Origin of the sequence: Azospira restricta, from assembly GCF_016858125.1 — a bacterium.
In the GTDB taxonomy this organism is placed as follows: Bacteria; Pseudomonadota; Gammaproteobacteria; order Burkholderiales; family Rhodocyclaceae; genus Proximibacter; species Proximibacter restrictus.
In genome coordinates this window covers 494,382-507,939 of record NZ_CP064781.1, presented here as the reverse complement: position 1 = coordinate 507,939, position 13,558 = coordinate 494,382, and the positions used below count along the sequence as shown (strand labels likewise).

Genomic DNA, 13,558 nt, shown 5'->3' with positions numbered 1-13,558 from the left:
CGCTCAGCCGGCCTTTTTCACGACCGCGTAGCGCGCCAGCGTGCGCTCCCGCGCCGCGGCGTGATCGACCAGCGGCGGCGGGTAGTCGCGACCGACGATCACCCCGCAGGCCTGCTGCGCTTCCGCCGGCATGCGCCACGGCGCGTGGATCCACTGGTCCGGCACCGTCTCCAGCTCGGGCACGTAGCGGCGGATGAACGCCCCCCGCGGATCGAATTTTTCCGACTGCGTCACCGGGTTGAAGATGCGGAACCAGGGCTGCGCGTCGCAGCCGGACGAGGCCGCCCACTGCCAGCCGCCGTTGTTGGCGGCGAGGTCGAAGTCGAGCAGCCGGCCGGCGAACCAGGCCTCGCCGTGCCGCCAGTCGATGCCGAGGTCCTTGCACAGAAAGGAGGCGGCGACCATGCGCAGCCGGTTGTGCATGTACCCGGTCGCCGCCAGCTGGCGCATCGCCGCGTCCACCAGCGGATAGCCGGTGCGCCCCGCCTGCCACGCGGCGAGCCCTTCCGGCCAGTCGTCCCAGGCGATGCGGTCGTAGGCCGGGCGGAAGCTGCCCGCGATGACGTGCGGAAAGCGGTCGAGGATCATGAAGTAGAAATCCCGCCAGATCAGCTCCGACAGCCACGCCATCGCGCCGTCGCCGCCTTCCTGCCAGGCATGCGCCGCCAGCGCGCGGATCGACACGGTGCCGAAGCGCAGGTGCGCGGAGAGGTAGGAGACGCCCTTGGCCGCCGGGAAATCGCGCTGCTCGCGGTAGCGGGCGAGGCGGCCGCGGAACTCGTCGAACAGCGCCTGCGCGCCGGACATGCCGGGCGCGACGCCCGGCCCGCCACGGCCGGCGGTGAATCCGATCGCCGCCAGCGGCGGCACGCCGCCGGGCAGCGGGGGTTCCGCCAGCCGGCCATGCGCGCTGGGGCGGGGCGCGAGATCGTCCGCGCGCAGCCGCTTCAGCCAGGCGTCGCGGTACCGCGTGAACACCGTGAACGGCGTTCCCGCCTGCGTCAGCACCGCATCGCCGTCGAGCACCGCCTGGTCGCGCAGCAGTTCGAGACGCCGGCCGTCGGCGGCGAGCGCCGCAGCGACGGCGGCGTCGCGCGCCTTCGCCGCCGGCTCGTAGTCGCGGCCGGCATAGACCGCGCCGGCGCCGAGCGCAGCGGCCAGCGCCGGAATCTCGTGCCGCGGATCGCCGTGGCGCACGAGCAGGCCGCCGCCGCGCGCGCGCAGGGCGGCATCGAGTTCCTGCAGCGAGGCGTGGATGAAGGCGACGCGGCAGTCGTCGCGCGGCAGCGGGGCGAGGATCGTCGCGTCGAAGACGAAGGCGCAGTACACCGGGCCGCCGGCAGCGAGCGCGGCGGCCAGCGGCGCATGGTCGACGTCGCGCAGGTCGCGGCGGAACCAGACGAGGGCGGGAGGGCTCATGAGCGGATCGGACCGTTGCGTTTGTCTCGGGTTCCGGCGGGGATTAAAATGCCGGGCATGCAGTCCGTCAATCTGACCGATCACTTCCTCATCGCCATGCCGGCGATGGCGGACCCGTATTTTTCCGGAACCCTGGTCTACATCTGCGAACACAACGAGCAGGGCGCGCTCGGCATCATCGTCAACCGCCCGATCGACATGACGCTGGCGGCGCTCTTCGAGAAGATCGAGGTGCCGCTGGAGACGCAGGGATTCGACCGGATGCCGGTCTATTTCGGCGGGCCGGTGCAGACCGACCGCGGCTTCGTGCTGCATCGCCCGATCGGCGGCTGGCAGTCGACGCTGGCGGTCAACCAGCAGGTCGGGCTGACCAGCTCGCGCGACGTGCTGCAGGCGGTCGGCCACGAGGGCGACCCGCGCGAGATCATCGTCACCCTCGGCTACTCCGGCTGGTCGGCCGGCCAGCTCGAGGAAGAGCTGGCGCAGAACGCCTGGCTGACGGTGCCGGCGAAGCCGGAAATCCTTTTCGATATGCCTTTCGAGGCGCGCCTGCCGGCGGCGATGAGCGCGCTCGGCGTCAGCTTCACCAACCTGGCCGAGGACGCCGGGCATGCCTGAGCCGGCCGGCACGGTGCTGGCCTTCGACTTCGGCGAGAAGCGCATCGGCGTCGCCGTCGGCGAAACGACGCTGCGCCAGGCGCACCCGCTGACCGTGATCCATGCCCACGCCAACGCCGAGCGCTTCGCCGCGATCGCCGCGCTGATCGCCGAGTGGCAGCCGGCGCGGCTGGTGGTCGGCCTGCCCGGCACCGTCGACGGCGCGCCGCACGCGCTGGCCGCCCGCTGCACGCGCTTCGCCAACCAGCTGCACGGCCGCTTCGGCCTGCCGGTCGCCTTCGCCGACGAGCGCCTGACCTCGGTCGAGGCCGAGACCCGGCTGCGCGAGAGCGGCCATGACGCGAAGCGTGCCAAGGCGCACCTCGACGCGGTTGCCGCGCAACTGATCCTGCAGACTTATTTCGATACCGAGCACCATGCCCATGCCACCACTTCCTGATGCCGAACGGCAGTGCGCCGCGCTCGCCGAGCAGCTGCGCCCGCACGTCGGCCCCGACACCGCCCTGATCGGCATCCACAGCGGCGGCGTCTGGATCGCCGAACGCCTGCGCACCCTGCTCGGCATGCCAGACGAGCCGGGCACCATCGACGTCTCCTTCTACCGCGACGACTTCGCCGCGAAAGGCCTGCACCCGCAGATCAAGCCGAGTTCGATCCCGTTCGAGGTCGAGGGGCGGCACATCGTGCTCGTCGACGACGTGCTGTATACCGGGCGCACGACGCGCGCCGCGCTGAACGAGATCTTCGACTACGGGCGGCCGGCGAAGGTCGAGCTGGCGGTGCTCGCCGACCGCGGCGGCCGCGAGCTGCCGGTCGCGGCGCAGTACAACACCTGGGACGTGACGCTGGCGGCGGGCGAGACGCTGGTGCTCGCGCGCGACGACGCCGGACGGCTTTCGTGGAGGCTGGACCATGAGTGACGCGCGGCGGAGCCACAACAACCCGCAGCTCAACGCCAACGGCGAACTGACCCACCTGCTGTCGACCGAGGGCCTGCCGCGCGAGGTGCTGACGCACATCCTCGACACCGCCGCGTCGTTCATGGAAGTGTCCGAGCGCGACGTGAAGAAGGTGCCGCTGTTGCGCGGGAAAAGCGTCTTCAACCTGTTCTTCGAGAACTCGACGCGGACGCGGACGACCTTCGAGATCGCCGCCAAGCGCCTGTCGGCCGACGTCATCAACCTCGACATCAACCGCTCGTCGACGGCCAAGGGCGAGACCCTGCTCGACACCATCGACAACCTGTGCGCGATGCACGCCGACATGTTCGTCGTCCGCCACGCCACCTCGGGCGCGCCGTACCTGATCGCCGAGCACCTGGCGCGCGTCGGCCGCGACGACATCCACGTGGTGAACGCCGGCGACGGCCGCCACGCGCACCCGACGCAGGGGCTGCTCGACATGTACACGATCCGCCACTACAAGAAGGAGTTCCACAACCTGACGGTGGCGATCGTCGGCGACATCCTGCATTCGCGCGTCGCCCGCTCCGACATCCACGCGCTGACCACGCTCGGCGTCGGCGAGCTGCGCGCGATCGGCCCGCAGACGCTGCTGCCGGCGCACCTCGACAAGCTCGGCGTGCGCGTCTTCCACGACCTGGCCGAGGGGCTGCGCGGCTGCGACGTGGTGATCATGCTGCGGCTGCAGAACGAGCGCATGAACGGCGCGCTGCTGCCGTCGGCACGCGAGTACTTCAGCCGCTACGGGCTGACGCCGGCGAAGCTGGCGCTGGCCAAGCCGGACGCGATCGTGATGCATCCGGGGCCGATGAACCGCGGCGTCGAGATCGATTCGGAAGTGGCCGACGGCGCGCAGGCGGTGATCCTGCCGCAAGTCACCTTCGGCATCGCCGTGCGCATGGCGGTGATGAGCATCGTTGCGGGGAACTGAGATGGCGAGCGACAAGATTTCCATCAAGAACGGCCGCCTGGTCGATCCGAAGAGCGGCGTCGATGGCCAGCTCGACCTGCACCTCGCCGACGGCCGCGTCGCCGCGCTCGGTGCGGCGCCCGACGGCTTCGCCGCGGCGCGCGTGATCGACGCCGGCGGGCGCGTCGTCTGCCCCGGCCTGATCGACCTCGCCGCCCGCCTGCCGGGACTCGAGGGCGAACTCGCCGCGGCCGTCGCCGGCGGCGTCACCTCGCTCGCCTGTCCGCCCGACACGCGGCCGCCGCTCGACGAACCGGGCCTGGTCGAACGCATCGTCCGCCGCGCACACGACGCCGGCCTCGCCCGCGTGCTGCCGCTCGGCGCGCTGACCGCGCGCCTGCGCGGCGAGGCGCTCGCCGAACTGGGCAGTCTGGCGCGCGCCGGCTGCGTCGCCTTCTCGCAGGGCAACGCGACGCCGGCCGACACGCAGGTGCTGCTGCGCGCGCTGCAGTACGCGGCGACCTTCGGCTACCCGGTGTGGCTGCGGCCGCAGGACAAGTACCTCGCCGGCGAAGGCGTCGCCCACGACGGCGAGGTCGCCGCGCGCCTCGGCCTGCCCGGCATCCCCGCCGCCGCCGAGGCGGTGGCGGTCGCCACCGCGCTCGAGCTGGCCCGCGCCACCGGCGTCCGCCTGCACCTCGCCCGCCTGTCTACCGCCGCCGGCGTCGAGCTGGTGCGCCGCGCACGTGCCGACGGACTGGCGGTCACCTGCGACGTCGGCGTGCATCACCTGCACCTGACCGAGATGGACATCGGCTTCTTCGACAGCGCCGCCCGCTTCGAGCCGCCGCTGCGCGCGCAGCGCGACCGCGAGGCGCTGTCGGCGGCCGCCGCCGACGGGCTGGCGGCGATCTGCTCGGACCACACCCCGGTCGACGCGGACGGCAAGCAGCTGCCGTTCGGCGAGGCCGAGGCCGGTGCCAGCGGGCTGGAATTGCTGCTGCCGCTGACGCTGAAATGGGCGGCGGCGGCCGGCGTGCCGTTGGCGCAGGCGCTGGCGCGCGTCACCTGCGACCCGGCGGCGATCCTCGGCTGCGCCGGCGGCGAGCTGTCGGTCGGCGCGCCGGCCGACGTCTGCGTCTTCGACGCGGAGGCGGAGTGGCAGGTGAGCGCCGCAGGCCTGCGCAGCGAAGGCAAGAACACGCCCTTCCTCGGCTGCGGCATGCAGGGCCGCGTCGCGATGACGCTGGTCGGCGGCCGCGTCGTCTTCGCCGGCTGAGCGGCGGCTCGCGCTTGCCGGCCGCGGCAAGCACCGCAAACGTTTACGCCGGATCACGATGCTGTCATGATGAGTAACCATGACGAGAACGTGTGTATTCGGAGGAGTCGAGCGATGAATGTCCGTTTCAGCCTGACCCGGGGGGGCGCTGCGCTGGCCCTTGCCTGTACTGCCCATGCCGCCGTCGCGGCGCCCGACTGGAGCAAGGTGCCGAAGCGCGACATCGTCGTCTTCAGCCCGGGCGTGACGCCGATGGAATGGATCATGAAGAAGTCCGACCACAGCGGCCGCACCGGCATCAACAAGGGCGAGAGCTGCGTCGGCTGCCACGAGGAGAAGGGCGGGCTGAACCTCGACCTGAAGCGGATGGCCGGCAAGGAAGTGGAGCCGGTCGGCGCGCCGAAGACGCTGAGCTTTCCGGTGACGATGCAGGCGGCCTACGACAAGGAGCACCTGTACCTCCGTCTCAGCTTCAAGGCGCCGAAGGATGCGGCTGCCGGCGCCGACCGCGAAGAGAAGTCGCCGAAGCACGAGGTCAAGGCGGCGGTGATGTTCGTCGGCGCCAAAGTGCCGCTGGCGGCCCAGGCCGGTTGCTGGGTGAGCTGCCACAACGACGTGCGCTCGATGCCCGGTGCCGATCCGAACAAGAAGAAGTACGTGTCCGGCGCCAATCTCGGCGGCGAAATCTACGCCGACTACTTCCAGTGGAAGAGCGGGGAGGGCGGCAAGGGTGCCGTCCAGCTCGACGGCCACGTCGCCGACAGCCGCGTGAACAAGGATGGCAAGGCGCTGGTCAAGGCCGAAGGCGAGGGCAAGGACGGCCGGTACGTCGTCACCTTCACCCGCAAGCTCGTCGGCGGCGAAGGCGACCTGCCGCTCGCCGAGGGGGCGGTGGTGCCGTTCGGGATCGCCATTCACGCTGACCAGACGATCTTCCGCTTCCACCACGTCTCGCTCGGCTATACGCTGGGGCTGGGGGTTGCCGCCGACGTCAAGGCGAGCAAGCAGTAGCGCGCCCGCCGCCACGGCGAACGACGACAACCCCGGCTGCGGCCGGGGTTGTCGCTTCTAGCCGGGGGACAGGCGCTGCGCGGTATCCGCCGGCGCGTCGGCGACGTCGACCACCTTGCGCCGCGAGGTCTGTCCGCTCTTCAGCGTGACCGCGGCCTTGGCGACGCCGAGGCGCGCGGCGATGAAGGCGAGCAGCGCCGCGTTCGCCTTGCCGTCGACCGGCGGTGCCGCAAGGCGCAGCTTCAGCGCGTCGCCGTGCTCGCCGGCGACCTCGGTCGTCTTCGCCCCCGGCTGGATGTGCAGCGTCAGCGTCGCGCGGCCGTCGGCAGCGAAGCGCAGCCAGGACGGCAGCCCGCTCACAGCAGCATCAGCACGACCTGCAGCAGCAGGATGGCGACCAGCGGCGACAGGTCGATGTTGGCGATCGGCGGCAGGAAGCGCTGGATCGGCTGCAGCAGCGGGCGGTTGAACTGGTTGACCGGCGCCGCCAGCGGCGAGAAGGGATTGACCCAGGACAGCACGGCCTGCACGAAGAGGGCGCCGATGAACAGGTAAATCGCCAGCCGCAGCGTCGCGACGGCGCCGCGCCACAGCACCAGCAACGCCAGCTGACCCATCTCCGCACCGTCCGGCGCGATCCCGCGCAGGGAGACGACGATCAGCAGCAACAGGCACTGCAGCCACCACGCCGGCAGCAGGCTGGCGAAGTCCCAGCCCATGACGCCCGGGATGATCCGGCGCAGCGGCTTCACCGCCCAGTTGGTCAGCTGCATGATGAAGCTGCCGAGCTGGTTGGAGAAGGCGACGCGGTTCAGCTGCATGAAGAAGCGCGTCAGCAGCAGCAGGCTGAAGAAGGCGGCCAGCGCGTCGAGCAGAAAGAGCAATGCCTGCATGGTTCCCCCCCGTTTCCCGTCAGTCCTTGCCGAGCAGCTCGCCGAGCTCGCGGCCGCGCGCGTCGGCGGCGATCACGCCGGCGACGATGCCGGCGAGCACGCCGCATTCGTCCATCTTCGCCAGCGCGGCGGCGGTGGTGCCACCCTTCGAGGTGACCCGCTCGCGCAGCACGCTGGCCGGCTCCGCCGACTGCGCGGCGAGCTTGGCGGCGCCGAGCGTCGTTTCAATCGCCAGCTGGCGCGCCTGCTCGGGCGCGAAGCCGAGGTCGAGCGCCGCCTGCTGCAGTGCCTCGATGAACAGGAAGACGTAGGCCGGGCCGCTGCCGGAGACGGCGGTGACCGAATCCATCAGCGCCTCGTCGGCGATCCACAGCGTGCTGCCGACCGCCTGCAGCACGCGCTCGGCGGCGGCGCGGCCGGCGGCGTCGACTTCCGGCAGCGCGTACAGGCCGGTGACGCCGGCGCCGATCAGCGCCGGCGTGTTCGGCATCGTGCGCACCAGGCGGCGATGGCCACCGAGCCAGCGCGACAGGTCGGCGAGGCGCAGGCCGGCGGCGATGCTTACCACCAGCTGCTGCCGGAGGTGCGGCAGCAGCGGTGCGCAGGCCTCCTTCATCTGCTGCGGCTTCACCGCGAGCACGATCAGGTCGCAATTCCAGGCTTCCGCATCGGGGCCGGCGTAGGTGCGGATGCCGTAGGCGGCTTCGAGCTTCGCCCGGTTGTCCGGTTCGCGTTCGACCGCGGCGATGTCGGCGGCGGCGAAGCCCTTGCCGACGAGGCCGCCGATGAGGGCGTTGGCCATGTTGCCGCCGCCGAGGAAGGTGATCTTCATGGCTAGTTCCGTTCTCCAAAAATGGCGGTGCCGACGCGTACCAGCGTCGCGCCCTCGGCGACCGCCGCCTCGAGGTCGTGCGACATGCCCATCGACAGCGTGTCGAGCGGCAGTCCTTCCTGTCGCAGGCGTTCGTAAAGCGTGCGCAACGCGGCGAACGCGCGGCGCTGCGCGACGACGTCGGCGGTCGGCTCCGGGATGCACATCACCCCGCGCAGGCGCAGCCGCGGCAGCGCGGCGATCGCGTGCGCCAGCGCCGGCGCTGCCGCCGGCGTGCAGCCGCTCTTGCTCGCCTCGTCGCTGACGTTCACCTGCAGGCAGACGTTGAGCGGCGGCAGCGCCGGCGGGCGCTGCGCCGACAGCCGCTCGGCGATCTTCAGCCGGTCCACCGAGTGCACCCAGGCGAAGGCTTCCGCCACCGGGCGCGTCTTGTTGCTCTGCAGCGGTCCGATGAAATGCCAGTCGAGGCCGAGCGCGGCGAGCTCCGCCGCCTTCGCGCAGCCTTCCTGCACATAGTTCTCACCGAAGGCGCGCTGCCCGGCGGCGGCCGCCGCGCGCACGCTGTCGGCCGGCCAGGTCTTGCTCACCGCAAGCAGCGAAACCGCCGCCGGATCGCGGCCGGCGGCCCGCGCGGCCGCGTCGATGCGGGCGTGCACGGCTTGCAGCTGGGCGGAAATTGGCGTCATAATCGGTCGCTGATCAGGGCAGCGAAGTATAGCAGCAGCGCCCTGCCACACGCCCCGAGGACTCCCCCGCATGGATATCACCGAACTGCTCGCCTTCGGCGTCAAGAACAAGGCTTCCGACCTGCACCTCTCGGCCGGCCTGCCGCCGATGATCCGCGTCCATGGCGACGTGCGCCGCATCAACCTGCCGGCGATGGAGCACAAGGACGTGCATGCGATGGTGTACGACATCATGAACGACGGGCAGCGCAAGATCTACGAGGAGACGCTGGAGTGCGACTTTTCGTTCGAGGTGCCGAACCTCGCCCGCTTCCGCGTCAACGCGTTCAACCAGCACCGCGGCGCCGGCGCCGTGTTCCGGACCATTCCGTCGAAGGTGCTGACGCTGGAAGATCTCAACTGCCCGAAGATCTTCAAGGACATCTCCGAATTCCCGCGCGGCGTCGTGCTGGTCACCGGGCCGACCGGTTCCGGCAAGTCGACGACGCTGGCGGCGATGGTCAACCACGTCAACGAGAACGAGTACGGCCACATCCTCACCGTCGAGGACCCGATCGAATTCGTGCACGAGTCGAAGAAGTGCCTGATCAACCAGCGCGAGGTCGGCCCGCATACGCTGTCGTTCAACAACGCGCTGCGCTCGGCGCTGCGCGAGGACCCGGACGTGATCCTGGTCGGCGAAATGCGCGACCTGGAGACGATCCGGCTGGCGCTGACCGCGGCCGAGACCGGCCACCTGGTGTTCGGCACGCTGCACACCTCGTCGGCGGCGAAGACCATCGACCGCATCATCGACGTCTTCCCGGCGGCGGAAAAGGAAATGGTGCGCGCGATGCTGTCCGAATCGCTGCGCGCGGTGATCTCGCAGACGCTGTTGAAGACCAAGGACGGCCAGGGCCGCGTCGCCGCGCACGAGATCATGATCGGCACGCCGGCGATCCGCAACCTGATCCGCGAGGCGAAGGTCGCGCAGATGTACTCGGCGATCCAGACCGGCCAGCAGTTCGGCATGCAGACGCTGGACCAGTGCCTGATCGACCTGGTCCGGCGCAACGTCGTCTCCGGCAACGAGGCGCGCACCAAGGCGGCGAACAAGGATGCGATCCCGGGCTAAGCGCCGCGCGGAAGCGAAGGAGGTTTACTGATGGAACGAGACCAGGCACTCAAATTCATGCACGACCTGCTGCGCCTGATGGTGCAGAAGAAAGGCTCGGACCTGTTCATCACCGCCGGCTTCCCGCCGGCGATCAAGATCGACGGCAAGATCACGCCGGTGTCGAACCAGACGCTGTCGGCGCAGCACACCGCCGAGCTGGCGCGGTCGATCATGAACGACCGCCAGGCCGCGGACTTCGAGGCGAGCAAGGAGTGCAACTTCGCCATCTCGCCGTCGGGGATCGGCCGTTTCCGCGTGAACGCGCTGGTGCAGCAGGGGCGCGTCGCCGTCGTCTGTCGCACGATCAACATGACCATCCCGAACCTTGACGAGCTCGGCCTGCCGACCGTCATCAAGGACATCGGCATGACCAAGCGCGGGCTGATCATCTTCGTCGGCGGCACCGGCACCGGCAAGACGACCTCGCTGGCGGCGATGGTCGACTACCGCAACGCCAACAGCTACGGCCACATCATCACCATCGAGGATCCGATCGAGTACGTGCACGAGCACAAGAACTGCATCGTCACGCAGCGCGAGGTCGGCATCGATACCGACACCTGGGAGGCGGCGCTGAAAAACACGCTGCGCCAGGCGCCGGACGTGATCCTGATGGGCGAGATCCGCGACCGCGAGACGATGGACTACGCGGTCGCCTTCGCCGAGACCGGCCACCTGTGCCTGGCGACGCTGCATGCCAACAGCGCCAACCAGGCGATCGACCGCATCATCAACTTCTTCCCGGAAGACCGCCGCCAGCAGCTGCTGATGGACCTGTCGCTGAACCTGCGCGCAATGGTCTCGCAGCGCCTGCTGCCGAAGAAGGACGGCAAGGGCCGCGTCGCCGCGGTCGAGGTGATGCTCAATTCGCCGCTGATCTCCGATCTGATCTTCAAGGGCGAGATCCACGAGATCAAGGAGATCATGAAGAAGTCGCGCGAACTGGGCATGCAGACCTTCGACCAGGCGCTGTTCGACCTCTACGAGTCGGGCAAGATCACCTACGAGGATGCGCTGAGGAACGCCGACTCGGTGAACGACCTGCGGCTGCAGATCAAGCTGCACGGCAAGGAATCGAAGGACCGCGACCTCACCACCGGCATCGGCCACCTCGACATCGTTTAAGTGGGTTGCTCGCCAGCACTTCGTTGGCTGCGCGCTGCGGCTCCTCGCCGTAGCGCAGCTACTGTCCCACAGGGATTTCCTGCGGTCATCTCGTCGCCTTAGCGCTTGCCGCCTCGTTCTGGCTTCGCCTTGCGGATAGTGGGATCGCACCGGTCTTGCGCACCCACGTCATTCCGGCGAACGCCGGAATCCAGAAAAATCCACCAGCGCTGGTTACTTCGCCGGCCGATTACTCCCTGCCACCATCCTGATCTCGAACAGCCGGCATTCCAGCGCGCCGTTGTAGAGCGGCGTCTTCCTGCTCGGCGTCAGCCGCATCAGCTTCGGCATGCGCAGGTCGGCGGTGAAGAAATGGCAGGTCCAGCCGGCGAAATTCTTCTTCAGCGCGGTCGCGAGCTGCGGGTAGAACGCGGCGAGCGATTCCTGTTCTTCCAGGCGCACGCCGTACGGCGGGTTGCAGACGAGGATGCCCCCGTCGGCCGGCGCCGCGACTTCGAGGATGTCGGACTGGATCAATTCGACGGCCTCCAGCAGGCCGGCGCGGTCGAGGTTGGCGGTCGCCGCGCGCACGGCCTGGGCGGAAACGTCGGCGCCGAACAGCTGCGCCCAGGCGACCGGCTTCTCGGCGGCGAGCGCCGCTTCGCGCATCCGCCGCCAGGTTTCGGCGTCGAAGCCCTTGAGCCGCTCGAAGGCGAAGCTGCGGCGGCTGCCCGGGGCGATGCCGTGGGCGATCTGCGCGGCTTCGAGCAGGAAGGTGCCGCTGCCGCACATCGGGTCGAACAGCGGCGTGCCGGGCTGCCAGCCGGCGAGCCGCAGGATGCCGGCGGCGAGGTTCTCCTTCAGCGGCGCCTCCACCGTCTTCTGCCGCAGGCCGCGTTGCCACAGCGGGTCGCCCGAGGTGTCGACGTACAGCGTGCAGTTGTCCTCGGTGAGGAAGGCCTGCACGCGCACGTCGGGCTGGCGCGTGTCGATGCTCGGGCGGACGTCGCCGCAGTCGCGGCGGAAGCGGTCGCAGATGCCGTCCTTGACGCGCAGCGTGACGAAGTCGAGGCTCTTCAGCGGCGACTTGATTGCGGTGACGTCGACGCGCAGCGTCTGCGTCGGCAGGAAGAAGGCGGTCCAGTCGGTGTCGAGCGCGAGCTTGTAGATGTCGTCCGCCGTCGCGTAGCCGCGCGCGGCGACGCGCCACAACACGCGCGTCGCCAACCGCGAGTGCAGGTTGACGGCGTAGCACACGGGCCAGTCGCCGGCGAACATGACGCCGCCGCCGACCGCCTTCACGTGCTGGCCGCCGAGGGCGGCGATGTCGTCGGCGAGCAGCGGTTCGAGGCCGCGCGGGCAGGAAGCGAAATAGTTGTTCATCTCAGAAGGGCTTGAGGACGACGAGGAAGACGACCGCGAACAGCACCAGCACCGGCAGCTCGTTGAACCAGCGGAACCAGACGTGGCTCTTCGTGCAGGTGCCGGCGACGAAGGCACGCAGCAGCTGGCCGCAGTAAAGGTGGTAGGCGATCAGCACGAGCACCAGCGTCGTCTTCGCGTGCAGCCAGCCGCCGGTGAAGCCGAAGCCGAACCACAGCCAGAAGCCGAGGCCGACGGCGAGGATGCCGAGCGGGGTCATGAAGCGGTAGAGCTTGCCGGCCATCAGCAGCAGGCGCGCGCGCTCGGCGGCGCTGTCGGCCGGCACCATCGCCAGGTTCACGAAGATGCGCGGCAGGTAGAAGAGGCCGGCGAACCAGGCGACGACCAGCGAGATGTGCAGGGCCTTCACGACGAGCATGCGGATTTCCTTTCGTGTTCCTTGCGGGCGGCGAGGATGCCGTCGGCAACGGTGGGGTAGGCGAGCGCGACGTGGAGTTCGGCGTGCAGGCGGCGGTTGGACAGCCGCCGCGACTCGCGCATGAACGACAGCTGCAGCGGCGACAGCTGCCGTTCGGCGTCGGCGCGGGTGAGACGCGGCGGCCGGGGCAGCGCGAAGGCGTCGGCGACGCGGTCGAAGTACTCGCCCATCTTCCAGTGCGAATCGTCGCAGACGTTGTAGCTGCGGTTCGGCCGCGCGCGCACCAGCGCGGCGCAGCAGGCGGCGGCGAGGTCGTCGGCGTGGATGTGGTTGGTGAACACGTCGTCGGCGTCGGCCAGCGCCGGCGTGCCTTTGGCCAGGCGTTCCAGCGGCAGGCGGTCGGCGGCGTAGATGCCGGGGGCGCGCAGGATGCCGACGGTGGTGCCGGTCTCCCGCCCGAAGGCGCGCAGCGCGCGCTCGGCGTCGAGGCGGCGGGCGGCACGCGCGGTTTCCGGATGCGGTCGCCGCGTCTCGTCGACGAAGGCGCCGCCGCAGTCGCCATAGACGCCGCTGGTACTAATGTAGATCAGGCGCTGTGGTAGACTTTTTCCCCGTCCCAGCGCCGCCAGCAGGTGGCGCGTGCGCGGGTCGCGGTCGCCGCGGTCGGGCGGCGGTGCGAGATGCAAGACGGCGTCGGCGAGGCCAGCGAGGCGGCCGAGGCTGGCCGGGGCGTCGAGATTGCCGGCGAGCGGCACGGCGCCGGCGGCACGCCAGCGGGCATGCTCGCCCGCATCGCGCAGCAGCGCGAAGACGCGGTAGCGCCGGACGAGCCTGGGCAGCGCCCGCCAGGCGACATCACCACAGCCGACAATCAGTAGTTTTTGCAC

General features: G+C 70.0%; 16 protein-coding genes. 8 read left to right on the top strand and 8 right to left on the bottom strand.

Translation table 11 applies throughout. The features are described 5' to 3' along the window. Positions 1–3: 3 nt before the first annotated feature. Positions 4–1,419, bottom strand: coding sequence for a cryptochrome/photolyase family protein (locus IWH25_RS02440; RefSeq protein ID WP_203387779.1), 1,416 nt, complete (start codon positions 1,417–1,419; stop codon positions 4–6). 48 nt (positions 1,420–1,467) lie between these two features. On the opposite strand from IWH25_RS02440, the gene IWH25_RS02435 reads away from it, so the two are divergent. From IWH25_RS02435 to IWH25_RS02410, 6 genes are all read left to right on the top strand, one after another. After that, a complete protein-coding gene (locus IWH25_RS02435) occupies positions 1,468–2,037 on the top strand; it encodes a YqgE/AlgH family protein (RefSeq protein ID WP_376990695.1) in 570 nt (189 codons plus the stop codon). Next, positions 2,030–2,476 carry a Holliday junction resolvase RuvX gene (gene ruvX, locus IWH25_RS02430; RefSeq protein ID WP_203387777.1) on the top strand — a complete coding sequence of 149 codons (447 nt, stop codon included), beginning with the start codon at positions 2,030–2,032 and terminating at the stop codon, positions 2,474–2,476. The genes IWH25_RS02435 and ruvX overlap by 8 nt, the downstream gene beginning before the upstream one ends. Continuing rightward, complete coding sequence (pyrR, locus tag IWH25_RS02425) at positions 2,460–2,957, top strand: bifunctional pyr operon transcriptional regulator/uracil phosphoribosyltransferase PyrR (protein WP_203387776.1); 498 nt, start codon at positions 2,460–2,462, stop codon at positions 2,955–2,957. The genes ruvX and pyrR overlap by 17 nt, the downstream gene beginning before the upstream one ends. Then, entirely contained in the window at positions 2,950–3,930 is a 981-nt protein-coding gene (locus tag IWH25_RS02420) for an aspartate carbamoyltransferase catalytic subunit (protein ID WP_203387775.1), read from the top strand. The genes pyrR and IWH25_RS02420 overlap by 8 nt, the downstream gene beginning before the upstream one ends. Position 3,931: 1 nt before the next feature. Continuing rightward, positions 3,932–5,188 (top strand): dihydroorotase, encoded by a 1,257-nt coding sequence (locus IWH25_RS02415; RefSeq protein WP_203387774.1) that lies wholly within the window; start codon positions 3,932–3,934, stop codon positions 5,186–5,188. 114 nt (positions 5,189–5,302) lie between these two features. Next, positions 5,303–6,199, top strand: coding sequence for an ethylbenzene dehydrogenase-related protein (locus IWH25_RS02410; protein ID WP_203387773.1), 897 nt, complete (start codon positions 5,303–5,305; stop codon positions 6,197–6,199). Between the two features lie 57 nt (positions 6,200–6,256). Here IWH25_RS02410 and IWH25_RS02405 read toward each other — a convergent pair whose 3' ends face one another. The 4 genes from IWH25_RS02405 to IWH25_RS02390 are packed head-to-tail and all read right to left on the bottom strand — an operon-like array spanning position 6,257 to position 8,610. After that, on the bottom strand, positions 6,257–6,550 hold the full coding sequence (locus IWH25_RS02405) for a DUF167 domain-containing protein (protein WP_203389124.1): 294 nt from the start codon (positions 6,548–6,550) through the stop codon (positions 6,257–6,259). A gap of 5 nt (positions 6,551–6,555) precedes the next feature. Next, complete coding sequence (locus tag IWH25_RS02400) at positions 6,556–7,092, bottom strand: YggT family protein (RefSeq protein ID WP_203387772.1); 537 nt, start codon at positions 7,090–7,092, stop codon at positions 6,556–6,558. Between the two features lie 19 nt (positions 7,093–7,111). After that, positions 7,112–7,924, bottom strand: coding sequence for a pyrroline-5-carboxylate reductase (proC, locus tag IWH25_RS02395; protein WP_203387771.1), 813 nt, complete (start codon positions 7,922–7,924; stop codon positions 7,112–7,114). Between the two features lie 2 nt (positions 7,925–7,926). Beyond that, the gene (locus IWH25_RS02390) at positions 7,927–8,610 is read right to left on the bottom strand and encodes a YggS family pyridoxal phosphate-dependent enzyme (protein ID WP_203387770.1); all 684 of its coding nucleotides are present in this window, start codon (positions 8,608–8,610) and stop codon (positions 7,927–7,929) included. Between the two features lie 70 nt (positions 8,611–8,680). Here IWH25_RS02390 and IWH25_RS02385 point away from each other — a divergent pair, with 70 nt between their 5' ends. Together IWH25_RS02385 and IWH25_RS02380 are read left to right on the top strand one after the other, a co-directional pair. Beyond that, positions 8,681–9,724: a type IV pilus twitching motility protein PilT gene (locus IWH25_RS02385; RefSeq protein ID WP_203387769.1), complete on the top strand. Its 1,044-nt coding sequence runs from the start codon at positions 8,681–8,683 to the stop codon at positions 9,722–9,724. Between the two features lie 30 nt (positions 9,725–9,754). Then, the gene (locus IWH25_RS02380) at positions 9,755–10,891 is read left to right on the top strand and encodes a PilT/PilU family type 4a pilus ATPase (RefSeq protein WP_203387768.1); all 1,137 of its coding nucleotides are present in this window, start codon (positions 9,755–9,757) and stop codon (positions 10,889–10,891) included. A gap of 213 nt (positions 10,892–11,104) precedes the next feature. Here IWH25_RS02380 and IWH25_RS02375 read toward each other — a convergent pair whose 3' ends face one another. The 3 genes from IWH25_RS02375 to IWH25_RS02365 are packed head-to-tail and all read right to left on the bottom strand — an operon-like array spanning position 11,105 to position 13,558. Then, positions 11,105–12,253 carry a THUMP domain-containing class I SAM-dependent RNA methyltransferase gene (locus tag IWH25_RS02375; protein ID WP_203387767.1) on the bottom strand — a complete coding sequence of 383 codons (1,149 nt, stop codon included), beginning with the start codon at positions 12,251–12,253 and terminating at the stop codon, positions 11,105–11,107. A 1-nt stretch (position 12,254) separates the two neighbouring features. Continuing rightward, on the bottom strand, positions 12,255–12,671 hold the full coding sequence (locus IWH25_RS02370; RefSeq protein WP_203387766.1) for a CopD family protein: 417 nt from the start codon (positions 12,669–12,671) through the stop codon (positions 12,255–12,257). Beyond that, positions 12,659–13,558 (bottom strand): SDR family oxidoreductase, encoded by a 900-nt coding sequence (locus tag IWH25_RS02365; protein WP_203387765.1) that lies wholly within the window; start codon positions 13,556–13,558, stop codon positions 12,659–12,661. Before IWH25_RS02365 ends, IWH25_RS02370 begins: the two co-directional genes overlap by 13 nt.

Excerpts from the sequence above, each read along its gene's own strand:
- IWH25_RS02370 (WP_203387766.1), bottom strand. The coding sequence starts at position 12,671 with ATGCTCGTCGTGAAGGCCCTGCACATCTCGCTGGTCGTCGCCTGGTTC.
- IWH25_RS02390 (WP_203387770.1), bottom strand. The coding sequence starts at position 8,610 with ATGACGCCAATTTCCGCCCAGCTGCAAGCCGTGCACGCCCGCATCGAC.
- proC (WP_203387771.1), bottom strand. The coding sequence starts at position 7,924 with ATGAAGATCACCTTCCTCGGCGGCGGCAACATGGCCAACGCCCTCATC.
- IWH25_RS02420 (WP_203387775.1), top strand. The coding sequence starts at position 2,950 with ATGAGTGACGCGCGGCGGAGCCACAACAACCCGCAGCTCAACGCCAAC.
- IWH25_RS02385 (WP_203387769.1), top strand. The coding sequence starts at position 8,681 with ATGGATATCACCGAACTGCTCGCCTTCGGCGTCAAGAACAAGGCTTCC.
- IWH25_RS02440 (WP_203387779.1), bottom strand. The coding sequence starts at position 1,419 with ATGAGCCCTCCCGCCCTCGTCTGGTTCCGCCGCGACCTGCGCGACGTC.
- IWH25_RS02435 (WP_376990695.1), top strand. The coding sequence starts at position 1,468 with ATGCCGGGCATGCAGTCCGTCAATCTGACCGATCACTTCCTCATCGCC.
- pyrR (WP_203387776.1), top strand. The coding sequence starts at position 2,460 with ATGCCACCACTTCCTGATGCCGAACGGCAGTGCGCCGCGCTCGCCGAG.
- IWH25_RS02410 (WP_203387773.1), top strand. The coding sequence starts at position 5,303 with ATGAATGTCCGTTTCAGCCTGACCCGGGGGGGCGCTGCGCTGGCCCTT.
- IWH25_RS02415 (WP_203387774.1), top strand. The coding sequence starts at position 3,932 with ATGGCGAGCGACAAGATTTCCATCAAGAACGGCCGCCTGGTCGATCCG.
- IWH25_RS02375 (WP_203387767.1), bottom strand. The coding sequence starts at position 12,253 with ATGAACAACTATTTCGCTTCCTGCCCGCGCGGCCTCGAACCGCTGCTC.
- IWH25_RS02400 (WP_203387772.1), bottom strand. The coding sequence starts at position 7,092 with ATGCAGGCATTGCTCTTTCTGCTCGACGCGCTGGCCGCCTTCTTCAGC.
- ruvX (WP_203387777.1), top strand. The coding sequence starts at position 2,030 with ATGCCTGAGCCGGCCGGCACGGTGCTGGCCTTCGACTTCGGCGAGAAG.
- IWH25_RS02380 (WP_203387768.1), top strand. The coding sequence starts at position 9,755 with ATGGAACGAGACCAGGCACTCAAATTCATGCACGACCTGCTGCGCCTG.